At 49.5% G+C, this 26084-nt stretch carries 18 protein-coding genes and 3 pseudogenes; 17 read left to right on the top strand and 4 right to left on the bottom strand.

Going from position 1 to position 26084, the window contains the following annotated elements:
- The 15 genes and pseudogenes from H9X86_RS08620 to H9X86_RS08550 form a co-directional block, all read left to right on the top strand.
- Nucleotides 1-839: DUF6076 domain-containing protein (locus tag H9X86_RS08620; RefSeq protein ID WP_204901133.1), on the top strand; the 839-nt coding region annotated here is incomplete at its 5' end.
- Complete coding sequence (locus tag H9X86_RS08615; RefSeq protein WP_204901132.1) at nucleotides 836-1711, top strand: sigma-70 family RNA polymerase sigma factor; 876 nt, start codon at nucleotides 836-838, stop codon at nucleotides 1709-1711. The genes H9X86_RS08620 and H9X86_RS08615, both read left to right, overlap by 4 nt.
- Nucleotides 1712-1865: 154 nt before the next feature.
- Nucleotides 1866-2468, top strand: a complete 603-nt coding sequence (locus H9X86_RS08610; protein ID WP_346011455.1) for a DUF1819 family protein — start codon at nucleotides 1866-1868, stop codon at nucleotides 2466-2468.
- 15 nt (nucleotides 2469-2483) lie between these two features.
- Nucleotides 2484-3038: a DUF1788 domain-containing protein gene (locus H9X86_RS08605; RefSeq protein WP_204901130.1), complete on the top strand. Its 555-nt coding sequence runs from the start codon at nucleotides 2484-2486 to the stop codon at nucleotides 3036-3038.
- A 14-nt stretch (nucleotides 3039-3052) separates the two neighbouring features.
- On the top strand, nucleotides 3053-6592 hold the full coding sequence (brxC, locus tag H9X86_RS08600; RefSeq protein ID WP_204901129.1) for a BREX system P-loop protein BrxC: 3540 nt from the start codon (nucleotides 3053-3055) through the stop codon (nucleotides 6590-6592).
- Nucleotides 6593-6607: 15 nt separating this feature from the next.
- The gene (locus H9X86_RS08595; RefSeq protein ID WP_204901128.1) at nucleotides 6608-7510 is read left to right on the top strand and encodes an SIR2 family protein; all 903 of its coding nucleotides are present in this window, start codon (nucleotides 6608-6610) and stop codon (nucleotides 7508-7510) included.
- 4 nt (nucleotides 7511-7514) lie between these two features.
- Nucleotides 7515-9998 (top strand): Eco57I restriction-modification methylase domain-containing protein, encoded by a 2484-nt coding sequence (locus H9X86_RS08590; protein ID WP_204901127.1) that lies wholly within the window; start codon nucleotides 7515-7517, stop codon nucleotides 9996-9998.
- Nucleotides 9999-10015: 17 nt separating this feature from the next.
- Nucleotides 10016-10885, top strand: coding sequence for a hypothetical protein (locus H9X86_RS08585; RefSeq protein WP_204901126.1), 870 nt, complete (start codon nucleotides 10016-10018; stop codon nucleotides 10883-10885).
- The gene (locus tag H9X86_RS08580) at nucleotides 10882-11370 is read left to right on the top strand and encodes a hypothetical protein (protein ID WP_204901125.1); all 489 of its coding nucleotides are present in this window, start codon (nucleotides 10882-10884) and stop codon (nucleotides 11368-11370) included. The genes H9X86_RS08585 and H9X86_RS08580 overlap by 4 nt, the downstream gene beginning before the upstream one ends.
- Nucleotides 11371-11390: 20 nt before the next feature.
- Nucleotides 11391-12299, top strand: a pseudogene (locus tag H9X86_RS08575) (BREX-1 system adenine-specific DNA-methyltransferase PglX); the annotation flags it as partial.
- 15 nt (nucleotides 12300-12314) lie between these two features.
- Nucleotides 12315-13328: an AAA family ATPase gene (locus H9X86_RS08570; protein WP_204901123.1), complete on the top strand. Its 1014-nt coding sequence runs from the start codon at nucleotides 12315-12317 to the stop codon at nucleotides 13326-13328.
- 10 nt (nucleotides 13329-13338) lie between these two features.
- On the top strand, nucleotides 13339-13848 hold the full coding sequence (locus tag H9X86_RS08565) for a hypothetical protein (RefSeq protein WP_204901122.1): 510 nt from the start codon (nucleotides 13339-13341) through the stop codon (nucleotides 13846-13848).
- A 17-nt stretch (nucleotides 13849-13865) separates the two neighbouring features.
- The gene (pglZ, locus tag H9X86_RS08560) at nucleotides 13866-16454 is read left to right on the top strand and encodes a BREX-1 system phosphatase PglZ type A (RefSeq protein ID WP_204901121.1); all 2589 of its coding nucleotides are present in this window, start codon (nucleotides 13866-13868) and stop codon (nucleotides 16452-16454) included.
- Between the two features lie 11 nt (nucleotides 16455-16465).
- Entirely contained in the window at nucleotides 16466-18535 is a 2070-nt protein-coding gene (gene brxL / locus H9X86_RS08555; RefSeq protein WP_204901120.1) for a protease Lon-related BREX system protein BrxL, read from the top strand.
- A gap of 209 nt (nucleotides 18536-18744) precedes the next feature.
- Nucleotides 18745-19964: pseudogene (locus H9X86_RS08550) on the top strand (IS256 family transposase).
- 441 nt (nucleotides 19965-20405) lie between these two features.
- On the opposite strand, the gene H9X86_RS08545 reads toward H9X86_RS08550, so the two are convergent.
- The 3 genes and pseudogenes from H9X86_RS08545 to H9X86_RS08535 form a co-directional block, all read right to left on the bottom strand.
- Nucleotides 20406-22562: a DEAD/DEAH box helicase gene (locus H9X86_RS08545; protein ID WP_204901119.1), complete on the bottom strand. Its 2157-nt coding sequence runs from the start codon at nucleotides 22560-22562 to the stop codon at nucleotides 20406-20408.
- Nucleotides 22563-22583: 21 nt separating this feature from the next.
- Nucleotides 22584-23126 (bottom strand): annotated as a pseudogene (locus tag H9X86_RS08540) (restriction endonuclease subunit S); the annotation flags it as partial.
- Nucleotides 23127-23173: 47 nt separating this feature from the next.
- Nucleotides 23174-24217, bottom strand: a complete 1044-nt coding sequence (locus H9X86_RS08535; RefSeq protein ID WP_204901117.1) for a virulence RhuM family protein — start codon at nucleotides 24215-24217, stop codon at nucleotides 23174-23176.
- Between the two features lie 792 nt (nucleotides 24218-25009).
- On the opposite strand from H9X86_RS08535, the gene H9X86_RS08530 reads away from it, so the two are divergent.
- Nucleotides 25010-25270, top strand: a complete 261-nt coding sequence (locus H9X86_RS08530) for a DUF4160 domain-containing protein (RefSeq protein WP_087257304.1) — start codon at nucleotides 25010-25012, stop codon at nucleotides 25268-25270.
- Nucleotides 25271-25284: 14 nt separating this feature from the next.
- A complete protein-coding gene (locus tag H9X86_RS08525; protein ID WP_087257302.1) occupies nucleotides 25285-25581 on the top strand; it encodes a DUF2442 domain-containing protein in 297 nt (98 codons plus the stop codon).
- 60 nt (nucleotides 25582-25641) lie between these two features.
- Here H9X86_RS08525 and H9X86_RS08520 read toward each other — a convergent pair.
- Nucleotides 25642-26084, bottom strand: a 443-nt coding sequence (locus tag H9X86_RS08520) for a tyrosine-type recombinase/integrase (protein WP_204901116.1), incomplete at its 5' end; no start/stop codon positions are given.

Below are 26084 nucleotides of genomic sequence, written 5' to 3'. Positions count from 1 at the left end.
AGGAGGAAGAGAACCAAACCATTCCCCCACAACTTCTCATCTATCCTGGCAGCCGCAGAGAAAAATGGCTGTACTACCGCAAGCAGATCGACCGCTACCAGCGTTACCTGGAAGAAGTGGCGGCGTTTAATCCTACCATCCACAACTTTATAAACCTCGTTCTCTCCAAACTGGAACACAATTCTTCCGAGAACTACGCCGCTGCGCTCTATCAGTTTTATAACGACGAGCGACTGGTAGAGAAGCTAATCGTGAATCCTATGGGCCTGGAACACGCCTTTTATCAGAAATATGACCACTGTGTGGTGAGCTATGTACCAAGGGAATTGCCGGATGGGAAGTTTGCCATCTGCCAGGAGCATACTACCGACAGTTTGCAGATGCTGCTGAAGGCAGATTATATGACAGCCCCGAACGCCGGATACAACATCCGACGGTGCATTGTCTGCAAGAAATATTTTCTGGTACGAAGCGGCGCCCATGTGCTCTACTGCGAGGGACAATGTCCGCTGGATGAGCGCTTTACCTGCCGGCAATATGGCAGCTATGAGATTCAGAAGGAACTGGCACGAGATGTGCCGAAGATCAAGGCCAAAATCACTGCTTTCAACCGCATCCGAAAGGATTATCAGCGAGGGATTATCACAGAGGAGGAAATGAGGCGGCTGAAAGATGCCGTTCGGGACAGGCTGTTTGACGCACTGAGTAGCCCTGACATCTCCAATGAAGATTTTGAGCGCTCCATCTCCTCCCAGCATCTCTATCCGATTTGCAGAGTGGCCCGCCAGGCCAGGCCTCGGGGCCGTCCCCGCAAGGCGAAGGACGGTGACGGTGCATGACCAACGAGGAACTGTTGGTGCAAATCTCCAACGGCGATGAGGCGGCACTGACCAAACTGTGCCTGATGAATACAGGTCTGGTCAAGGACCGTGCCCGGTTGATCGCTCGGCAATATCACTGTCTGCGGCAAAACCAATATGGAGGTTTAAGTGATTACGCAAAAGACATGCTCTCCGAACTGGAGAGTGTGGGTAAGCTGGCGCTGGTGGAGTGCGTCCGAACCGGCGGTTATGATGCGGGAAAGGGTCGATTCACTACTTATGTCACCCCGTTTTTGGACGGAGCCATGCGGCGGCATTTGGAATGCAGCATGGGAACACTATCTCTGGACCGGGACAGCATGGGATTGGTGCGAAAGGCACAGAACCGCTATCATGAAAAAGGGGAGAGTGTGGAGGAGATCAGCCAGGCGCTGGGCATCTCATTTCCTGCAGCAGCCAGAGCCATTGCCTACCCCACACATTTTTTCTCTGTCTATGACCTGCAAGACCCAGAAGAGGATGGAGACATCCTGGAACGGCTCACACCAGGCTGGTTGTCTGGGTCACCAGAAGAGACCGTGATTCGGTCGTTGACCATGGAATGCCTGCGGGAAGAGTTCCTGCAGCTTTCCAAGAAGGATCAGGAGATTCTGGGACGGTGTTTCGGCGTGTACGGCCACCCCAAGTCAGATCTGAAGGAAATCGCCATACGCAACCGCATAAAGGAGTCTGGTGTGGAGAAAGCCAAGGATCAGGCAATCAAACGGCTACGGGATCGGTGCCAAAATAGCCTTGCATGGAAACTTCGCAGAGCCAAACGGATGGTGGAGCATGCGGAACCGATATCATCCAAGTCCATCCTACTTTCTGTATGGTGGGAAGGAAAATAAAAATAATCTTCCCTTTATTTTGTTTTCAGAGATGCATTTATTGCGGTCCTATTTATTGGACAGATGCCACGATAGAATATTTGCAGTGGAGAATACTACTGTTTTGTGCTATTCTGTAAGAAAGTAGAAATCCACATTTTGAGGTCGATGCTTGATGAACACAACACCTTATAGCGGATCTTTGACCGCAGAGCAATTTTTGTTTTACGAAATGCGAATTGCATCGAAACTTTATATACAAGGCGTCTCGATTGATGAGGCTGTCTCCAGAATAAGAGAGGATAATCTGTTCCAATACCCAACAGAGCGGCAGATATCCCGGATGACCAGGGCGTGTTATCGCCGTCTGGATGCCTTGAACAACCAGAGTCTGATACAGGAAATCAGCAGTGCCCCCACGGAGATTGCCAAACAAATTAACCTCTATGCCATGATGCGGTACAATCGTCTGGTATGGGATTTTATGATCCAAGTCATCGGCGAAAAGTTTCGTACCCAGGACTTCTCTTTTGAGCGAAAGGATCTCAACACCTTCTTCTCCCGCCTCCAGGCCCAGAACGACAGTGTTGCTGGCTGGAGCGACAACACGATTAGCAAAATCAAGAGTGTTCTGGTGCGTTGTCTGGTTGAAACAGAATACCTGGATCATTTCAAAAGTACAACGCTCAATCCGGTTTTTCTCTGTGAGGAACTGGAGCGAGGCATTCTCGAGAACAACGATGCGGAAGTACTTCCTGCATTTAATTGCTTTCGTTGAGGAGGGACAGAGATCATGTTGAAAGCAGAGTTGGACCGGATCAGAGAACGGATCTCCGATCCCAATTTTCTGAACAATAAAGGCTTGAGCAATGAAGTGGGCATTCATGTCTTTTGTTATCATCCTGCCGATGAATTAGTGGTGCAGGATTACATCCGAAGAATCAAAGAAGAATCTGGCACACCCTATCGAATCATAGAGTGTGATCTGTATGAGATTTTTCTTCAAATATTAGAGGAAAAACGGGTGTTGAAGTCTACGCCCGGGCTGGAAGCCAAGCGAGGGAAGGATTACTTGCTGCAGCAACTGCAGAAAATCGCTACTCCGGAGGCGCTTCTGGCCAAAATGGACTATACTCCTCATATAAAAGGACAAGACGTTCTGTTCATGACAGGTATCGGGAAAATCCATCCCTTTATGCGATCCCACAAGATGTTGGACAGTATGCAGCATCTCTTTGCTGATATTCCGGTGGTGATGTTCTACCCCGGTACTTTTAACGGCCAGACATTGAGCCTTTTCGATGAATTTGTAGACGGAAACTATTACCGGGCATTTAATCTGCTGTAAGGGAGATCAGAAATATGAAGATTCAATCCATGTTTCAAAAGGATATTAACCGTGACATCAACGGCGTGGTCAAGGTGGCCCAGGATGATGAGCGGAGTTTACAGCAGGAACTCAGCGAGTACATCATCACCAAGGAACTGCGCCGCCATTTTCGCACCTTTTTTGATAACTACACCAAAGCCATCGATCAGCCCACCGATAAGATGGGTGTTTGGATCTCCGGCTTCTTTGGCAGCGGTAAATCTCACTTTCTGAAAATGCTCTCCTATCTGCTCTCCAATCAAGTGGTCAGCGGAACCCCTGCTATCGATTACTTTCAGGATAAGTTTGACGATCCTATGATGTACGCCCAAGCGGCCAAGTGCGTCTCTGTCCCCACAGAGTCCATCCTGTTCAACATCGACATCGAGGGGCCCATCAACAAAGACAAGACCGCCGTTCTCCGCACCTTTGCCAAGATGTTCTACAACCACTGCGGCTTTTATGGAGACGACCTGAAAATCGCCAAGCTGGAACGCTTCATTGACCGTCAGGGCAAAACGGAGGAATTCCGCCAGAAATTCGAGGAAATCAACGGCGCACCCTGGGCAGAGACCCGAGATTCCTTTGCCTTCTTTGAGGACGATGTGGTGGAAGTACTCCAATCCGTCCTGGGCATGAGTGAACAGGCTGCCCGCAACTGGTTCAATGGTGAGGAGACCAACGAACTGAGCATCGCCCAGCTGGTATCTGACATCAAGGAATATGTGGACAGCAAGGGCGACAAGTTCCGCCTGCTGTTCATGGTGGATGAGGTGGGCCAGTATATCGGCGATGACGGCGACCTGATGATCAACCTCCAATCTCTGGTGGAAGAACTGGGTGCCAAGTGTATGGGCAAAGTCTGGGTCATGGTCACCAGTCAGGAGGCCATTGACTCTGTGGTGAAAATCGCCGGTGATGACTTCTCCAAGATCCAGGGGCGCTTCAATACCCGCCTGAGCCTGTCCTCCTCCTCGGTGGATGAGGTCATCAAAAAGCGTGTGTTGGCCAAGACGGAAGAGGCCGACCAGCTTCTGCACATGGTCTACGACAAGGAGCAGGCCGTTTTGAAGAATCTCTTTGTCTTCAACGACTCTGTTCTGGACATCAAGGGCTTTGCCGACGGCGGAGAATTTGCCGCCACCTTCCCCTTTGTACCCTACCAGTTTATCATCATTCAGAAGGTGCTGGCAGAGATCCGAAAGCACGGAAACTCCGGCAAGCACCTCTCCGGCGGCGAGCGTTCCATGCTCTCCGGCTTCCAGGAAGCCGCTCAAAAGGTGCAGGACAAGGATGAAAACGCCCTGCTGCCCTTTTATCTGTTCTACGACACCGTCCATACCTTCCTGGAGAGTGCCATTCGCCGGGTGATCGACCGTTGCCAAAATGCGGCGGATAACCACGACGGCATTGAGCCGCAAGACGTGGCAGTCCTGAAACTGCTTTACCTGGTGCGCTATATCGACGACATCAAGGCGAACGTGGACAACATTGCCACCCTGATGGTGGATGACATCCGCACGGATAAGATTGCCCTCCGGGCTTCGGTAACCACCTCCCTGGAGCGGCTGCAATCCCAGAACTATGTCTCCCGCAACGGTGACACCTACTCCTTCCTGACGGATGAAGAACAGGATGTAGCCGTTGACATCAAAAACACGGTGGTAGACTCTGCCCAAATCACCCAGAGCATTGCCCAGACGGTATTTGGAGAGATCTACCCAGCCAAAAAGTTTAAGCATGGTCGGTATGACTTCCCCTATGACCAGTACGTTGACGAGACCCTCAACGGCTCTTCCGGCGGCGGCATCCGCTTGCGGATCGTCACCGTGGCCAGTGACCACTATAAGGACTCCGACCAGCAGCTTATCATGGAATCCCAGGTAAACAACGAGGCCATTGTGGTTCTCTCCGGCGATACACCCTATTATGACGAGCTGGAGCAGGCCATGAAGATTCGCAAATATGTCAAGCAGAAGAACGTCTCCCAGTTGCCTGAAACCATCCAGGACATCATTCGCAAGCGGCAGCAGCAGGCCCGACACCTGGAGGAACGGGCCAAAAGCTACCTGGAAAAGGCCATTGTGGATGCCAAAGTGGTGGTCCACGGCGAGGTCATGACCATCAAGGCCGGGAACGCCAAAGACAAGCTGGACGCCGCTCTAAGAGGTCTGGTGGAGAGCGTTTACTCCAAGCTAAACATGGTCAACCATTTTGTGGAGAGTGACGCCGACATTCTGGCCATTCTCAACGGCAGTGCAGACACCGATCTCAGCCTGGTGGGTTCGGGGGCCAATAACGAGGATGCCCTCAACGAGATCAGCCAATGGCTGGAGCTGAAATCGGTGGGGCCCACCATCTCCATGGGGGATGTGCAGCGTCGGTATCAGGCTGTCCCCTACGGTTGGAAAGAGATCGACATTGCCGCCCTCATCGCCCGACTCATTGCCCAACAGAAAATCTCCATCAAGTACGGCGGCGCTGTGGTCGCCAAGGATGACCGCCGCCTGGTGGACTACCTCCGCAAAAAGTCCGAGGTGGACAAGGCCGTGGTGGCTCGCCGGATTGCTCCCTCGGAGGATTTGATGCGCAAAAGCATCTCCTTCCTGCGGGACTACCTGGGTGCTATGGACATTCCCAGTGACGAGGACGGGCTGGTGCGCTTTGTGCTGGACACATTTGAAACCAAGCTGGCCCACTACCAGGGAATGCTGGAGCAGTATGACCAGAACCGCTACCCGGAAAAGGAGCAGGTGGTTATTGCCCGGGATCTGGCCCAGGATATTCTCAGCCAGCGCAAGGATAATGTGGCTCTTTTGACCCGTATGGTGCAGAGGCAGGACGATCTGCTGGACTCCGCCGAGGACACGGAGGGCGTGGAGCTGTTTTTCAAAAGCCAGCGTGCCGTCTTTGATGAGGCGGTCAAACAGATGAATCGAGTGAGCCGGGAGCAAGACTACTTTGCCACCGACCCGGACACCCAGGAGGTCTTCCGCACCATCTCCGCCATTCTGGCCATGCCCAAGCCCTATAACCGCATTGGGGAACTGCCGGAGCTTATCGGAAAGGTAAAAGCCGCCTACCAGGCTCTGTTGGAACTGAAAAAGGAAGAGGTGGCCGAGACCATCCGCCAGTGTATGCAGGATGTCCACCAGCTGGCCGGAGAAGCCCGGAATACGGAGGCCCTGCTGCAACAGGCCGATCACTACTTCGCCGGGAAACGAGACGCCGCCCAAGCAGCCCTCTCCCTCACCGAGCTGGACGCCATGATCACCCAGCTGCTCAACCATAAAGACACGGTTTGCAAACGCATGGAAGTCATGGCTGCTCCCGCACCGGAGCCCCAGGCCAAGGAGAACGGACAGGACAATCAGCCTGCCCCTGCCCCCAAGAAAATCGCCACCGTGCGCCGGTATGACCTGTGTTCCGTGAAGCGGCTGCAATCCAAGGAGGACATTGACGCCTATGTGGAGGGCATCCGCCAAAAGCTCTACCAGACCCTGGAGAGCTGTGACGGAGTGCAGATCAACTAAAGGAGAGATTCCAATATGAAAGCAGCACTACTGATAGGCAACGGTTTAAACCGCTGTTATGCTAACGCAGTTCCATGGAATACGCTTCTCGAGAGTATCGCCAAAAATTATGGTGTCACATTCAACCCAAACAATCCATTTCCGTTGGAATTTGAATCCATTGCAAATCAAATTTTTAACCAAGATATAAGGAACGCCAAAACCGTTTATGCTGAACTAAAATCCTCCATCGCTCAAATGGTAAGCAACCAGACCCCAAGTGATGGCTCTCTTCATGAATTATTCGCTCTGGATCTCCCAGTTGATGACATTCTCACAACAAATTACGACTACATGCTTGAGCGTGCTTTATGTCAAGATCATTCACTTCCAACTCCAAAGGCTCAGAATATCAGCGAGAACAAATATAGCTTGTATCGATTCACAAATTATGCTGGCAAAACCTTCTACCATATTCACGGAGAATCCAATAAGCCAACATCCTTGTGTCTCGGCTATGAACACTACGCCGGTTATTTGGCAAAAATGCGTGAATATCTTAAAGCAGCACCGAGCATCGACCAGAGAATATCTAATGTACAGTTACCAGAGAAACCTTCTTGGATGAACCTGTTTTTCACCCATGACATTTACATCGTTGGATTGCAGCTAGACACAAATGAAATTGATCTGTGGTGGTTACTGACCTATCGAGCCTATCTCTACTACTCCAATGATTCTCAGCTCAAACAGATCATGAAAAATCGTATCAAAATATTTCTTACTCACAATGATCCGAATCAACGAGAACTATTTCACAATCTTCATGTGGAAACCGAGTGTATTGAGGTACACCGCGAGGCAGATTATGAACCTGCATACAGAAATTTCGCACAGAAAATACGGCAAGAAATAGCCATGCGCAAAACGGTGGGATAACGATATGAACAAATCCGCTATACAAAAATTCGCCATGGGGGCCCGTACCATGCTCATGGAGCAGGTGGCCCAGCGGGCCTACCAATACGGTATTACTAAGGACGGCTACGGCGACGCAAATGCCGTCACCGTCAACGGTAAGGCTCTCTCCACCCAGGAGCAGAGCCAGCGCCGGGAACTGGTGCGTGAGATCCAGGCCAAAGGCTATGACCAAGTGATAGAAGAAGTGGCCTATACCTGGTTCAACCGCTTCATCGCTCTGCGGTACATGGAGGTCAACAACTACCTGCCCAGCCACATCCGGGTGTTTTCCAACGCCCAGGGAGCCTTTGACCCAGAGATTTTGAAGGAAGCCCTCCACATCGACCTGCCGGGGCTGGATCAGAGCAAGGTGGCAGAGTACATCGAGAAGAACGAAACCGAGGCCCTGTACCGTTATTTGCTTCTCACCCAGTGCAACGCCCTCAACGAGGGTCTGCCCAAGATGTTTGAGAAGATGGGCGGCTATACCGAGCTGCTCTTTCCCAACAACATCCTTCGCCCGGACAGTGTACTGGGGCATATGGTGTCCGACATTCCCGAGGAGGACTGGACCGACCAGGTGCAGATCATCGGGTGGCTGTATCAGTATTACAACACAGAGCTGAAAGCCGAGACCTTCGACCTGCTGAAAAAGAATGTGAAGGTCACCAAAGAGCGCATTCCCTCCGTCACCCAGCTCTTTACCCCCGACTGGATCGTGCGCTACATGGTAGAGAACTCCCTGGGCAGGCTGGTCATTGACAATTTGAATTATGACATCTGGGCGGAAAGTGAAAAGGCAAATATTGACCTTTTGAAATCCAAATGGAAATACTATGTGGAAGAAGCAGAACAGGCTCCGGAGGTGGATAGCGAGCTTCGCATTTTCGCACACAACAAATACGCCGAAGCGAGCAAACTTCCCTTTGTGGACACCACCTTTTTGGACCCCTGTATGGGCAGCGGCCATGTTCTGGTTTACGCCTTTGATGTGTTCATGGACATCTACACCTCACAGGGGTGGAATCCCCGGGACGCCGCCCAGCGGATTGTAGAAAAGAATCTGTACGGCTTGGACATTGACAAGCGTGCCGCCCAGCTGGCTTATTTTGCCGTGATGATGAAAGCCCGACAATATGACCGCCGATTCCTCACCCGGGGCATCCAGCCCAACTTGTACAGCCCTGGAAGCTATGCCAATGGGCAAGAGTATGGATCCTTGCTGGTGGTAGACAAACTGGAGCCAAAACCCGAAGCACCGGACGAGCTCACCCTGTTTGATGTTGACTACGAAGAGCAGCTGAACACCTGGAACTTCCGCCGCCTTCTCTCTCAGAAATACGATGTGGTAGTAACCAATCCGCCCTACATGGCGGTGAGCAACGGCAACGCCGCACTGAATAAATACATCAAAGATAATTACCCGGACAGCAAGGGCGATTTGTTTGCGGCATTTATCGAACGCTGCTGGAAGTACTGCTCTCAATACCTGGCCATGATCACCCAACACAGTTGGATGTTCTTGTCCAGCTTTGAAAAGCTGCGCACCAAGCTGCTCCTCTCCGCTGACATTGTCAACATGGCTCACCTGGGAGCCAGAGCCTTCGAGGAGATTGGCGGTGAAGTGGTGCAAACCACCAGTTTTGTGTTGCGCATGGGCTATCACGAGGGGTACAGAGGAACTTACTGCCGCTTGGTGGAACCAACGACCCAGCAAGGTAAGGAGGATATGTTCCTTGCTGGGGAGAATCGTTACGCAGCGAAACAGACCAACTTTTTTAAGATTCCAGGTTCGCCGATTGCGTATTGGGTAAATAATCAGTTTCTTACACTATACGACAACTCAAATTTTACAAAAGAATTTTCTTTCAAGCGTGGTATTGCAACAGGAGACAATGATAGATTTTTAAGATTGTGGTTTGAGGTTTGCTATCATAAAGTTGGTTTTTCTATAGCAGAAGATACTCAAAAATGGTTTCCGTATAATAAGGGCGGCGAGTATCGGCGCTGGTATGGAAATAGGGAATATTTAATTAATTGGGAGTGTGATGGCGAAGAAATTCGGAATTACGAAAAAAATGGACGACTAGCAAGTCGACCCCAAAATATTTCTTATAATTTTTCTGAGAATATTAGTTACTCATCTTTAACATCCGGTGCACTTTCATTTAGGCACTATGTAGGCTTTATTAACGATCAAGCAGGAAATTTTTTTATTAAGCAAGGGCGTTTTTCATATTATTATGGTTTAGCTTTGCTTAATTCTGTTGTTGCTTCCTACTGTATTCAATTAAAAAACTCCACGCTCAATACCACTGGTGAAGATTTTGCATCAATTCCTATTTGCGAACAAAAGGATTCGATTCAAAATGTTGAACACATAGTATTTGAAAATGAAGCTATTTCAAGGGAAGACTGGGATGCTTATGAAACTTCTTGGGATTTCAAGCGGCATCCGCTGGTGTGATGTGGGAGGTGTAATGTATGTCCGAACAAATAAACTGGTGTGAAGAGTTATCTTGGATAGGTGACTATCGTTTCCCTTTACAGCGAAAGAATCAATCTTATATAGATTTACTAACAGCATGGATGGATAGGTATTGCTTGCATATTGATTCCTGTAAATCTTTACTTGATGATAAAAAAGTACAAATAAAGAGATTTTCTAAACACCTTTTGGAATGTCACAAAATGTATTTGAACGGCTGTTTTGCAGAAGCATATTCACTTTTTAATCAAATTATGGATGAAGTACAGGATTCTTTACTGTCTATTGATTTGGGAATGAGCAACAGCTATTCAAATGTAGGTGTTGGCAATTACTTTAGAATTCGTCAAGGAAATAGAGCATATAGCTATCTTGAAATGTTACATATTCCGTTGTCGCATCGAAAGTTTGCATCTACAGGGCGTTTTAGCGCTCCAGGAATGCCGTGTACCTATTTGGCAAGCGCAAAAGAAATATGCTGGTATGAATGTGGAATGCCTTGCGTGTTTCAAATAGCAAGCTACAAAGCGAAAAATGATATTAAAAATAAAGGTAAACTTTTGCAGTTAGATATAAACCCGCTTTCAGTGAAAAAAAGTCTACTTTCTTTGCATGGGCGCAAGGCAATAGATGAAAATCGAATAAAAAAGATCTCTGAACAAATCTTTTTTGTGCTTCCATTGATTGCGACATGTTCTGTATCAGTGAACAAAAAAATGGTTCATTTGTTGAGGAATATGTTATTCCTCAAATGCTTATGGCCTGGTTACGAAATAACTCAACATTCATTGGTGTGCGTTACCCTTCGCATTCTCCAAATGATTTGGTCCGATGCAATTGCGGGCATAATATTGCTATTCCGGTGAGAGATGAAAAAAACAAAGGGTATAGCGCCGAAATATGCTCTTTATTCGATTTTTCAGAAGATACAAAATCAGAAACGATTGACCTGTCTGACAGATTGCAAAAAAAATTTAGTCACGAAATAGCTAAGCTAGAATTATTCTTGGAAGAAATAACCTATGAAATGCAACACTTTATAAAAGAGGACAACCCATCAGTGTCTTGTGCAACTGTGGAACTATACTCAAAGCTAAGTGCGATTTGTGAATCACTTCTCTCTCTCCTAAATGATTTTTCAAAATATACTGAACAAAGCAGTTACGGTATCGTGTTGACACTTGCAGAGATAAACAACTGGGGAACTCTTTTGAAAGAGCACACCAAAAATCACGAAAATGATTATGATGTAAGCGCAAATAAGTATATTGCCAGCTTTAATCAAGACATATTAGAATTGATGAATTCAATATCTACGTTTTTTAGGATGGGCATAGTATGGGACAACTAATTTCTGACAAATTCACCGCCTGGCAGGCGGAATGTGAAGCCCGGTTCCAGCAGCTCAAAGCCAATGAGGAGGAGCTGAACCGCATTTTCATTGACATCTACGGTCTCCAGGACGAGCTGACCCCCGAGGTGGCCGACAAGGATGTCACCGTACATAGAGTTTTCAATACCAAGGACGATGTCCCCGAGTCCATGAAGGGGAGCAACTACGTCCGCACCCTCCGGGATGAGATCGTGTCCCTTCTCTCCTACGCTGTGGGCTGCATGTTTGGCCGCTACTCCCTGGATGTGGAGGGGCTGGCCTATGCCGGCGGGGAGTGGGACGCTTCTAAGTATCAGACCATTATCCCGGACACCGACAACATCCTCCCCATCTGCGACGACGACTACTTTGAGGACGATCTCACCGGAAAGTTCGTGGACTTTGTCCGGGTAGTCTACGGTGAGGACACCTTGGAGGAAAACCTGAAATTCATTGCCGACGCTCTGGGCGGGAAAGGCACTCCCCGGGAGGTCATTCGTGCCTATTTTCTCAACGACTTCTTCAAAGACCATTGCAAGACCTACCAGAAGCGGCCCATCTACTGGCTGTTTGACAGCGGCAAAAAGAACGGCTTCAAGGCCCTCATCTACCTCCACCGCTATCAGCGGGATTTGCTGGCCCGGATGCGCACCGACTATGTCCACGAGCAGCAGGAACGCTACCGCACCCAGCTCTCCCATCTGGCCGATTCCCTGGAGCACGTCTCCGGGGCCGACCGTGTCCGCCTGACCAAGCAGCAGAAAAAGCTCCAGGAGCAAAGCCTGGAGCTGCAAGCCTACGAGGAGAAGATTCACCACCTGGCGGATCAGAACATTGAAATTGACCTGGATGATGGGGTAAAATACAACTACGCATTGTTTGGAGATGTGTTGGCAAAAATCAAGTGAGAGGAGGCGGTCAACATGGCGATTCAATCCATCCGTATCAAGAACGTCATGGCGTTTGGAGCCAAAAAGATCGGCGACAAGGAATTGCCCTTTGAGCTTACTTTTTGTCCTGGTATCAATGTAATCATTGGTGAAAACGGTACAGGGAAAACAACTGTCTTGAAAATGATTTATGCAGCCACACAAATGCCAAATGATAATCGAAGAGAGATCACTTCTAGTTTCCTTCACAACTATTTTTCTCTGAATACCACGGCGAGGGACTTAATTGCAAATGCAAAAAATCTAACTGAAACTTCTGAATTTGAAATTTCAAATGGCACAAGTAGTTTTTGCGGTAAATTTTCTGGGGATTCGTTGTTATCTTACAATACAGATTCAAACTGGGACATACCCTCTGTTTTTATTCCCACCACGGAAATGCTGTCCCATTCCAACGGATTTTTGGCGCTAAATCAGAAATATCAAATGCCATTTGATCAAACTCAAATTGATATTATCGTCAATGCCACTTTGCCGGAAGCGAAAGAAATGCCCCCTTATATGCAGGCAATTTTAGATAAAATCAGTGCTGCTATTGACGGAGAGGTCATTCAGGAAAATGATGAGTTCTATGTACTGAAAAAGGATGGTCGAAAGCTGCGTTTCTCTCTGGAGGCAGAGGGCCTGCGCAAGTTAGGCCTATTGTGGAAACTCATCCGCAACGGCCTGCTGGAACCTGGTACTATCCTGATTTGGGATGAGCCAGAGGCTAACTTAAATCCAGAGTTGTTCTCTCTGGTGGTGGAAATTCTTCTGGAACTGCAAAAGAACGGCATTCAGATTTTTGTAGCTACCCACAGCTATAACTTCGCCAAATACCTGGAGATCCGCCGCACAGAAACTGAGCAGGTACAATTCCACAACCTCTACCACAGCGAGCAGCCCGGCGTCATCGAAGCGTCTTCTGCCTACCGCATGGAGGATCTGCACCCCAATCACATTATGATGGCGGACAACAAGCTGCTGGACGAGATCTACGATCTGTGAGGTGAACACCATGCCGGACAGATTGATAGAAGAAAACGGCCGCTATGCGTTGGATTGTCACAATGCCCTCTGGGCCACAGATCAAATTCACACCACTTATCAGCAGGCGAAAGTCCGTCTCAAAGATGTAGACTTTGTTCTTGAAACTGAGGAACTTCTCATTTTGGTTGAGTACAAAAATGCCAACATCGAAGGAGCAGTCAACCCTGATGCATTTCAGCCCAATACTGAGAAACGTGTAGATGATATTTGGAGGAAATATTTTGATTCTCTCCACTATCTGGCGCTGAAGGGCAAAACGAAGCCCAAACACTATGTCTATATTTTAGAATATCCCAATGGTGATTCAACCGCACGGAGGCGGTTACGTACTCGCATCGAAGATGATCTTCCCTTTTCGTTGCACACAGTGTTGGGCATCGAACCGGAGATCATTTCTGAGTTCTCAGTTCTCTCCATCCAGGAGTGGAACGACCATGAAGTCTACGGAAAATTCCCTCTCGTCCCCATTGCTACATAAGGAAGGAGCCCACCACCATGTCCATCGAATCCATCCAATCTACCCTGAGAGAGCGTTTTGCCGCCCCTCTGCCGGAATTTTACCAGCGCCACATCATTTTCTGGCAGGACGAGGAGCGGGAATTTGAGGCCATGGTGGACCAGCTGGACCTGCCGGGGGTGGAGATCATCAAGCTTACCGGCTCCAACAACTTTGAGGTCAAGAAACTGCTGCTCCATGACGATCTCACCAGCAATTTTCTCATCTACAACCCCTTCGCCTATGAAAACTCCAAGGACAACTGGCTGCGAGACATCGAGCTGTTCAGTGAGGAGTATCGGGCAGACTACATATCCATGCTCATGAGTGAGCTGAATGTGGCCTCCGGACCTGCCATGCGCAAGACGGTCAAGCTCTATGCCAAGTTCCTGGACAGCAAGGATCGCAAGGGCAAGCTGCAAAAAATTGGCCGCAGCTATGAAACGCCCATCCAGTTTCACATTGATGTGATGGCTGTTTTGGCCGGGGTCCCCGGCGGCTCTGCCCAGGATGTCTTTATCTCCGTGCTCTCCCATGGGCTGGAGGAGGAGTCCAACACTCCCATCGTCAACATCAAAAAGTTTGGCAACATCGATGCCTTCTGGCAGCTTGTGCGGAAATACACAGGCTACATATACGAGGAAGAGAATCCGCTGGGGCTCTTTGCGGCCCATGTGCTGTTGACCGCCCTGTCCCAGACCATGAGTGCCAGCGTGTTCAAGGGCCTGGAGCGGTTCCTCTCGGAGTCCAACAAGGCCTACTGCTACAGCATGGTCCACGAGTGGCAGAACCGGGAGGACCATTCCGCTCTGCTGGAACTCTGCCGCAGTGTGGAACAGGAGCTGCAGCTCCCAACCCGCTTTGACAAGCAAGAAATTGAAACTCTGCTCACTGGCGACATCTTCCCTGCCATCCACGAGAGCATCCTGAAACGGTTGTATGATGAGATCTCCAGTCAGGTGGTAAAAACGGATTTGATCCTGAAAACGGTGGAGAACCGCCGCACCTCTGGGTGGTATATCGAATTTTCCCACTACTATGAGTGTCTCTACCACGTAGCCCGGATGCAAAATTTCTATCAGGAGTATGTAGGTGGGTTCCACATTGTGGAGCCGAAAGAAATCTGGAAAATCTATACCGAGCAGGGCTACCAGATGGACAGGGACTACCGTCAGTTCCACCTCCACTTTGGAAATACTCTGAAGGACAGCAACGCCGTGCTGGAAGATAAGCTGAAACACGCTGCTGAATATGTAGAATCGCTCTACAAGAACTGGTTCCTGGGGGAGTTGACTTCCTGCTGGACCAACGCCGTTTCTGACGATCTTGCCTCCCTGGGGTATGTGTCGGAGATTCGCAGACAGCGGGATTTCTATGCTCACTATATTCGTCCCTTGGCTGGGAAAACGACCCGTGCCTTTGTCATCATCTCCGATGCCCTGCGCTATGAGGTGGCGGCGGAGCTCAGCGAAACGCTGGTTCGCTCCACCAAGGGAACGGCAAAGCTGGAATCCATGCAGGCAATTTTCCCCTCTATCACCAAGTTCGGCATGGCTGCACTGCTTCCAGGCCGACAGCTGAGCGTGAATGACGATATGGAGATTCTGGTGGATGGTATGCCTACCCGCTCCACAGTGGAGCGGCAGAAAATTCTTTGTGCTGCCAACTCCAAAAGTGTGGCCGTCCAATACACCGACGTTCTGAACATGAAGCGGGCGGAGCGCCGGGAACTGGTCAGCGGCAAGGATGTAGTCTATATATACCACAATACCATTGACGCCATAGGTGACAAGGCCGTTACCGAGCAGAAGGTTTTTGAGGCCTGCGAGGACACGGTTCAAGAACTCGCCAACCTGCTCCGCATTGTGGTCAACGATATGCAGGGCACCGATGTTTTCATTACGGCAGATCACGGCTTTCTCTATACATATAGCCCCCTCTCTGAAAGTGATAAACTCAGTAGGGAGGCTTTCGATGGAACGATTTTCGAATTGGGACGGCGTTATGGGCTGACCGCCCCTGATACATCCGCCAATTACCTGCTCCCAATCCAACTTTCCGGGTTGCTGGACGGAACACCTGTCAAGGGATATGCCCCACAGGACTCCACTCGCATCAAGGTCAAAGGCGGCGGCGAGAACTACGTCCACGGCGGAATCAGCCTGCAGGAGATGGTTGTCCCGGTCATCGCCTTTAAGAACCTGAGAACCAGCAGCAAACAGTTTGTGGAGCTCTCCAATGCGCAGCTGGGACTGCTCAGTGAAAGCCGGAAGATCACAAATCTCATCTTCTCTCTGGACTTTTTCCAGCGGCAGCCTATCAGTGATAAGGTACAGCCCTGTACCTACACAGTGTATATGACTGATGATGAGGACAGAGTCGTCAGCGACCGACAGACCCTAATTGCTGACCGTACCAGCAGCAACGCCTCTGAACGGGTATTCCGAGTCCGCTTTAATCTGAAAGCGGGTAGTTACGACCGGAATAAACTCTATCGGCTGGTAATCACCAATGGTATGGATGTGCCGGAGGAAATCGAGTTCCATATCGATATTGCTATGGCCGATGACTTTGGCTTTGATTTATAAGGAGAGGCACCATGGAAGAGTGGAAATTGGACAACGAAACAGGTGACGTTAACACCGTTATTGACAAAAAACTGCGGCAATACTTTGATGGCCGAATCGTCCGCAAGGATTTGACCAAGTCCATCAAAGAGGGGGCAAATGTCCCGGTCTATGTGCTGGAGTTCCTTCTGGGCCAATACTGCAGTTCGGATGACGAAGAAATTATTGAAAAGGGCGTGCAAAATGTCAAGCGCATCCTATCCGATAATTTCGTGCGTCCGGACGAGTCTCAAAAAGTGCTCTCTATGCTGCGGGAACGGGGCAGTTTCACCGTGATCGACCGGCTCACCGTCAAGCTCAATATCAAGCAGGATCGTTACGAGGCAGACTTCTCCAATTTGGGCATCAAAAACATCCCCATTACAGCAGAATATGTATCCCAATATGATCGTCTGCTCTGCGGTGGGATCTGGTGCATCGTGCAGCTGGACTATGAGTTCTGCGAAGAGGACAAGCATAACTCCCCCATTCAGATTCGCAAGGTAACTCCGATCCAGATGCCTCACATTGATCTGGCTGAGATTAAACAGGGACGGAAGCATTTTAACAAGGATGAGTGGATCACCATTCTGCTCCGTTCCACCGGCATGGAGGCGGACAAGTTTACAGACCGGGAGAAATGGCTGTTGCTAGCCCGGATGCTTCCATTGGTAGAAAACAACTTCAATCTCTGCGAATTGGGCCCTCGTAGCACGGGCAAGTCCCACCTGTTCAAAGAGATCTCTCCCAACAGCATTCTGGTTTCCGGCGGGCAGACCACGGTAGCCAATCTGTTTTACAACATGGGAACCAAAACCGTAGGCTTGGTTGGTCTATGGGACTGTGTGGCCTTCGATGAGGTGGCTGGTATCACCTTCAAAGACAAAGACGGTGTGCAGATCATGAAGGACTACATGGCCTCTGGCTCTTTCGCCCGAGGCAAGGAAGAAAAAGCGGCCAGCGCCTCCATGGCTTTTGTGGGCAACATCAATCAGAGCGTGGATGTGCTGCTGAAAACCTCCCATCTTTTTGAACCGTTCCCAGACGCCATGGCCTACGACACCGCATTTCTGGATCGAGTGCACTGCTATGTGCCCGGTTGGGAAATCCCCAAATATCGGCCTGACTTCTTCACGAATGATTACGGCTTTATCACCGATTATCTGGCAGAGTTTATGCGAGAAATGCGCAAAGAGCCCTGGGGCGACGCCTGCGACCGATATTTCCGTTTCGGCAGCAATCTGAACCAGAGAGATACGATTGCTGTCCGAAAAATGGTTTCCGGCTTCACCAAGTTGCTTTATCCTGACGGTGAGTTCTCCCGTGATGATATGGAGGAGATCCTGACTTATGCTTTAGAGATGCGCCGCAGGGTCAAGGAACAGCTGAAAAAGATCGGTGGTATGGAGTTCTACGATGTGAACTTCTCCTACATCGACAACGAAACCTTTGAAGAGCGATTTGTTTCTGTGCCGGAACAAGGTGGAGGCAAGTTAATTCCGGAGGGTATGGCCAATCCTGGAACAGTCTATACCATTTCCCGAGCCAAGTCCGGCATGGTGGGCGTATATCGCCTGGAGACTCAGATGCTGCCCGGTAACGGGAAATTTGAGCGTACCGGGCTGGGCAGTGACAGAGAAGCAAAAGAGGCTACAAACACCGCCTTTAACTACCTCAAAGCTAACGGCGGCGGGATTTCCCGTTCCATCAGTACAACCCAGAAGGATTACATCATCAACTACCAGGATCTCAACGGCATTGGGATGACAAAATCTCTGGCGCTGCCTACGGTCATTGCGATTGCATCCGCTGCACTCAACAAGCCCACACTCAGCAGTCTTGCGGTTTTGGGTGAAATCAGCATTAGCGGCGCCATCACGAAAGTGGATGAGCTGGCCAATGTGCTCCAGGTTTGCCTGGACAGTGGCGCAAAGAAGATCCTGCTTCCTATTACCTCAGCTGCAGATTTGGGCAGTGTACCCCCAGATTTGATGGGGGCTTTCAGTATTATCTTCTATACAACAGCACAGGAAGCAGTCTACAAAGCACTCGGGGTGGAATAAATAGTTTTGTTCGATGGGGCTGTTACAAAATTACAAAGTTGTAACAGCCCTATTATATTACACACAAACACTTACTTTTATAGGAATGTTATATATGGAGAGACCTCAGAAATTTCTGTGTAAACGACAAACTATGACAGTATAGAAGGTTTCGACAATGTCGAGAATGAAATCAAGAAAACATTCAAGACAAAGGAGCGAAACACGTCATGCAAAGTGCACCACAGGAATTATTGAGGGCCTATGTTCAGGAGCAGAAGTTTACCAGCACGGCAGACATCATGGAGGCCATGAAGGAGATGTTCCGTGATGTAATTCAGCAGGTGATGGAAGTGGAACTGGAGGCGGAGCTTGGCCATGAGCGGGGTCAACGCTCAGAGGCTCCAGAGGAGGGGCGGAAAAACTATCGCAACGGGTATTCTAAGAAAAAGGTAAAGACCCAGCTTGGGGAAATCGACATCAAAATCCCCCGTGATCGCAACGGAACCTATGAGCCACAAATTATCAGCAAGTACAGCAGGAACGCAGATGGAATGGAGGACAAAATTCTCTCTTTGTACGCCTGCGGCATGAGCCAGAAGGATATTGCTGAGCAAATCAAGAACCTGTATGATGTGGAAATCTCCCCAGAGCTGGTCAGTAAGATTTCCGAAAAGATCATGCCTGAAGTAACCGCCTGGCAAAACCGACCCCTGGAAGCCGTATATCCCTTTGTGTTCATGGATGCCATCCACTACAAGATTAAGGAAAACCATCGATATGTAACCAAGGCGGCCTATGTGGTGCTGGGTGTCACCATGGAAGGCCAAAAAGATATCCTTGGCATGTGGATCGGAGAGCACGAAAGCAGCAAATTTTGGGTAAATGTGTTGAATGAGCTCAAAAGCAGAGGGGTAAAGGACGTGTATCTGTTCTGTACGGATGGGCTGTGTGGCATGATGCAGGCCATTGCAGCTGTGTATCCTCAGAGCCGTTTGCAGCGCTGCATCGTCCACCAGATTCGCAGTTCTACCAAGTATGTCAGCTACAAGGACATCCGGGCCGTGACAGGGGATCTGAAGAAGATTTACACTTCCGTGACCCTGGACGAGGCTGAAGCACACCTGGAAGCCTTTACGGAAGCTTGGCAGAAACAATATCCTTCTTGTGTAAAGAGTTGGCAGGAAAATTGGGAAGTTTTGAGCACCTTTTTCGAATATCCACCCGAGATTCGGAAAATCATATACACGACAAATATTATCGAAGGGCTCAATCGCCAGTTCCGCCAGATCACCAAAAACAAGCCATCTTTCACCAATGATGATTCCCTGCGCCGGATGCTATACCTGGCTTCTCAGCGGATTATGAAGCACTGGAAGGGACATTATCAAAATGGGATTTGGTGCTCAGCCAGCTGGAGATTCTGTTCGAGGATCGAGCAGTCTCCTGATCCCCCGGCCTTAGGATTCCCACTGCCCTGCGGTGGCATTCACACCTGCGGTGCGCATACCACCGCAGGGCGCGGGAAAGAGGTGAGCAAGGGGATTTCAGGCGAATGCTGTCCCAGCTCGACATCATTCTCATCCTTGTCGAAATTCGCTTACACAAAATCTTCCGGGGTGCCTTAAAATCCACTGCGTATTTCGGAGAAACGCAATCCCATTCCCCGTGATCTTCCTTTGGCGGATGTACATAGTGAGTTCCATTGGATTTTACGAGAAAATATGGACACTCATTTATAATTTCAGTCAAATACTCATCGTAGGTATATGGCCCAATTCCTTTGACAAAATTATTAATCAAAACAGAAGCCGGTAAAATTTCACTATTTATTGCTTCATATGGTATAATCAAACCTTCTTCTTAAATATCAGTAGCTTGCGAAGACTATTTACCGTCCCGTGCTTTTTGCATTTTTAGCATTGATCCGGTCGATTTCCTCTTTAATGATGTTGCCAAATGTCTTATCATCCAGTTCCAGGCTTTCTTTTGCCGCTTCCGACTTATCCGCAAAGGCATCAAAAGCGGTTTGTTTTTGTTGTAGAAGTTCCATAATCCGTTCATCCACAGAATTCTGGCAGAGGAGACGATACACAAGCACATTTCTGGTCTGGCCCATGCGGTAGGCCCTGGATATTGCCTGATTCTCAATGGATGGCTTAAACTGCGGTTCACACAGAATAACAACGCTGGCTGACTGGATGTTCAAGCCGGTGCCACCTGCCTGGATTTGAGCCAGCAGTACCGTACCAGCCGGAGCACGATCAAACCCGTCAATAATCTCCTGCCGCCTGTGCGGCGACACAGAACCATTGATCGGTTCCGTACACTTAGATCCCAGCAACCGTGAGATTTTGCGGATCGTATCCAGAAAGAAGGAGAACACAATCACTTTGCGCCCCTCAGACTCCGCTTCTTCAATCAGCTCCAGCATACGGTTTGCCTTGGACGAATTGCGAAGATCATCCACATTCCAGGACACACGCCGGATATCGTTAAAATTCCCCCCCAGGACAGAGTTTTCATAAATCGCCTCTTCCCCCGGGCTCAGCGAACACCACTCCTGATTTTCAATCAGCTCCGGCAACTCGGTCAACACGTCTTCCCGCTTTCTGCGATAGTACACCGGGGCCACTTTTTTTCGGAACTGTGGGGCAGAAGAAAGGGCCTCCATGCCCTGCACCTGGGCCGCAATGGTGGGTTGGAGAATGGAGATGAGAGCTACCATCTCATCCACTTTATTTTCCAGAGCTGTACCGGTCATAAACAAGATCCTCTGGGCATGTCCGGCAATCGCCTTGACATTGATTGTACGGCGTGCCATGGGATTTTTGATGTAGTGCGCCTCGTCAACGGTAAGCATGGAAAAGCGGAATTCATCCGCCAGTTTAAAATATCCCGTTGTCTCGTAGGTTGTCACTGCTACACCGCCACGTCGGAGCCAGGTCCGCAGTGCATCCATACGCCCGGTTCCATGCACCTTTGTCACAGACAGGAGGCTGTGCTTGCGAATCTCCCGGCACCAGTTTTCAATGACACTGGCAGGACAAACCACCACAAAATGGGTTGCCCCTGTGTTTTTCAGGGAAACCATGGAGGCAATGGCTTGTACTGTTTTACCAAGGCCCATTTCATCCCCCAACAGCACCCTCTCCTGGTGGAGAATATACTTGACGCCCCATTCCTGATATCGGCGCAGCTCACTGCGCAAACCCTCCGGGAAAAAGCACTCATCCTGAATTTCCTGGGCCAGCTCCTCCGGGAGGCCATACACTGCATCATCTGTGCCCATCAAGCCGGGGCACACATCTTCCAGGATGTTGAAAAAGCGGATGGAGTTTTCCGAAAAGTCCTCCCAGGCACTGCTGTCGGAGATGGTACTGACCAGCCCTAGTCCATGGAACGCCGCCTGCGCTTCCCGGGCGTACTCATTGTCCAGTAGTCCACTCAGCAAATGGTAAGCCTCCAGGGCTTTTTCCTTTCTGGCCTTGGAGGCAAAGAACCACCGGAAGCCGCTCCGACCGGGAGTCAAATTCTCCAAGGCGGATTGGATGGGTTGCCTGTTCTGTTCCAGCATCTGACGGCAGGTTTCGGCGTAGTCCATGCTACGTCTGTACTTGGAGATGGTGCTGACCAGGCGTGTGGCTTCGGGCGTCTGATTATCCACGCTGAGCCTGATTTTCGCTCCCTTTCGGGCCTGGTCTGCCAAATCATCCACCACACGCTTGATGGCAAAGGCGCTGTCCTCGCTGATACCGTATATCGAGGCAATCTTGTAAACGGAGACAGCATGGAGGTCCGCAATGGAGGTGTATCCATACTCCCGCAGCACTTTCACACGAAAGCCCCGTTTGCCCCGGTTGATCTCCTCCACAGGAATCTCCTTGAGAAGATTGGTAGCCGCCTGTTCCGCCAGCATGTTTGAAGCCTGCACAATATCAGCACGGTATCGCTCCGGAGCAGCCCCGCTCAGCTTCAATCGGCCTAGGTACTCTTCGTGTTCCAGGGTCAGCCGCTTGACATCGGCAGAGGTAAACGGTCTTGCCATGCCTTACGCCTCCCGTTCTTTGAATGTCAGCAGCTTGTCCCGATAATGCTCATACTGCTTTTTTCTTGCGGTGAGTTCTGCGGTGAGTTCGGTAAACTGATCCAGAATCCGCACAATTTCCTGCTGGACTTGCATCGGAGGAATAGGGACCTCTATTGTTGCAAACTTTGCAAACGGTAACATTTTTCTGCCGGTTCCTTCAATTCCTTCTCTTTTGCTCAATATTTGCCATGTTCCTTTTCGAGAATTCAAAAAGGTTAATAGATATTTCACATCAATAACATTTTCGTTAACGCTAAATACAACATTAAGCGGACTAACAATCACATCTTCTTCATCCTGCAAATAGTTTATTGAACCTACATCTATTCTTGAGGGAGAGTACACGAACCAATGTTTCTTTACTATTTTATAGCCAGATGTGTCTTCACTTGTAACTTTGGCCTCTTTAAAGTATTCGCTTGTAGGTATTAGTCCTTTTTGCGTAATACTGTATGCTCTATTGCATGTACAATTTTTATTTTTTCCTATCTCTACCTTAGCAAAAGTCCCTAACTCAACCATTCTCACCCCATCCGGGCAAAGCTGCTCAATCAGCTCCTCCAACCGGCTCATTCCATCACCTCCCCATCGTGCTCCAGCATGAACCGATCAAAATCACTGGTATAGAGCTGATCCTGCACAATGCGGTACTTTTCGAACTCTGTCTCTGCATGAATTTTTGCCATTTCCGCCGAGATTTTCCCTGCATCCTGCAACACATCCCGATCCCACATGGTCAAGAACCCATTCAAACGCTGTTCCCAGTCTGCCATGGTCATGGGAATTTTCCGTTCTGCCTGCATTTCCGCCAAATCCAGATAAGCGGATACCAGCCGGGACAGCTGGTGCAGCTCCTCCTCTGTCAGGTAGTTTTTTGCCACTACCACATCGGATTTATGGATTTTTCCATCCGGGTATCCGTCCCAGGTTGTCAGTCCCATATGCTCTTTCTCGGCGTCCGCACGGTTGTAGACAACCTCTGCCGCTGTCTGTCCATGGACACTGTAATGCAGCTTGTTTTGTACCGCTGCAAAGAATCTGCGGGTGGCCTTGGCGCTGGGGTCATAGTCCAGCGCAGTGGCATAAATATCAGTGATCTTTTGATAAAACTTTCGCTCAGAAAGACGGATCTCCCGAATTTTCTCCAGCTGTTTCTCAAAGTATTTTTCGGTCAGAACCGTTCCGCCGTTTTTCAGGCGCTCCTCATCCATCACCCAGCCCTGGATGGTGTAATCCTTGACGATTCCGTTTGCCCATTTGCGGAATTGTACGGCTCTTTCATTGTTGACCTTGAAGCCCACCGCAATGATCATAGGTAGATTATAGTGGTTTACTTCACGGTTTACTTGACGGGTGCCTTCGGTTTGAACTATCCGAAATTTCCGGATAGTTGCCGATTCTTCCAATTCAGAATCAGAATAGATTTTTTTGATATGGTCGTTGACCGTTCTGACATCCACATCATATAGCGTCGCCATCATCTTTTGCGTCAGCCAGATGTTTTCGTCCTCGTACCGCATTTCAAAGCTCTGCTGTGTGTCGCCGGTGGCAGCTACAAAGGTCAGGTACTCTGCAGCGGAAGAACGAATCAACTTATTGTCTTTGTCCTGCATGGAGTTACACCTCAATTTCGCTGCTGTGGATGTAATTGCAAAGGTTTTCCGAAATATAGCGATAGAACATGGTGACCAGCGCATTTTAAGATCCCACTCGTCCACAGCTTCCGAAGTTTGTCGGCAGTGATCCAGATGGCACGGTGCAGAGCATCCGCCACAGATAGTTTCCGAGTTTCTATAAATTATTATATTATGCCCTTTCATGATACACAAGGGGTAGTTTGGCGTCTTCGTTGCTCCTATAAATGGTGCAGAGCAACTCGTTTCAATTATGGGTCAGGCAGCCTTTCTTGCCCGGGAAGTGTTTTTCTCTTTGTTAACACCGTACTAAAACCACAGAGGGGCGAAAAAGTATGGAGCCCTTGTCTGGGAAGGCCGAAGAAACTGACCACACAACCAGTCACAGACAGCCGTGGAACACGTGGAAACCCTGTGAGCGGAAAGTGCTGAAAAGCAAATGGAATGGAGCGGAAACCGCTAGAAACGAACTGAAATTATTAGAAAAAAGTTCCCCTGACGCTTGACGTGCAGGGGGTCACAGGTTCGAGTCCTGTATCGTCCACCATAAAAACCGCTGTTTTCGAGAGAAAACGGCGGTTTTTCTTTACTTTTTTGAGACATTCACAGGGTGAGACTTGACCACATATTGATTTTGACCACAGTTTAGTCACAGAGAGGAGAAAATACGCTTTGATTTCAGATCAGAGAGAAATTCAAAACGCTGGGGCGATTTTGGTTGTAAAAATGCCTCTGGTTTGCTATACTGAATGAAGAGAGGAGGCGCTGACGATGCCGGAAATCAGTCTGTTCTATGGAATCAGGGTCACCATGTTTTACAGTGACCACAATCCTCCCCATTTTCATGCGGAATACGCCGGGAACAAAGCATTGGTGGACATTCAGTCTGCTTGTGTGATTCGGGGCGCACTTCCATCTCGGCAGTTGAAGCTGGTCCTGGCGTGGTGTGAGCTGCATCGGGACGAACTGATGCAGAACTGGGAATTGGCCAAGGATGCCAAGCCTCTGAATCGAATTAACCCCCTGATCTGAGAAAGGAGGCCGCTATGGAGTTGATCCCAAAGGTTGTCCAGGCTGTGGCTGGACAAAATTACTCTGTCTACGTCTATTTTCACGATGGCACCGTGCGGCTTCTGGACGCATCCCCACTGGTGCAAAAGGGTGGCGTGTTTGCGCCCTTGCAGGATGCCGACTTCTTCCGGGATCGGCTGACCGTCTTAAACGATACGGTGGCGTGGGATGTGGACGGAAACCGAGATCCTTGTACCTGTATTGATCTTGACCCATGCCAGCTGTATGAGGCCTGTCCCATTGTAGAGGATCCCCTCAGAGAAGCGATTTAAGTTAAATATTGATACAAGAGCCACCCTCCAGGAGTATTTTATCTGGAGTGTGGCTTTTTCTCAGCTTGCTGTTTTCTTAGCGCTGAGGATGGCCAGTTCCTGCTTCATCTCTGCGATCAGTACGGCCAGCTTCTCCTCACACTCCGTCTCTGTGGGGGCGTAGATGTTTCGGGCTATGCGCTTGCCGTTGACCTTGGGGGAGTAGCGTCCCTCCCAGAGGTGGTCGTTGATCTGGCGCACACAGCCGGTTCCCGGCTTGCGGTATTTACCCTTCACCGCCTGGAAGGGGGTGGCTGCGGCTGGTCTGCTTGGCTTTGGATTGGTGGGCGGCTCCACCCCGGCAATGCCCTGGTCGATGCGGTCAGCGGCTCTCTGGCGCATTTCATCGCTGACGTGGGCGTAGACGTTCAGTGTCGTGGCGCTGGACACATGGCCGATGATGGCGGATAAGGTCTTGATGTCCATGCCATGCTCCAGGGCGTTGGTGGCGAAGGTGTGGCGGA

Source organism: Pseudoflavonifractor capillosus (assembly GCF_016902575.1).
Lineage (GTDB): Bacteria > Bacillota > Clostridia > Oscillospirales > Oscillospiraceae > Enterenecus > Enterenecus capillosus_A.
This window is presented reverse-complemented; position numbering and strand designations above follow the sequence as displayed.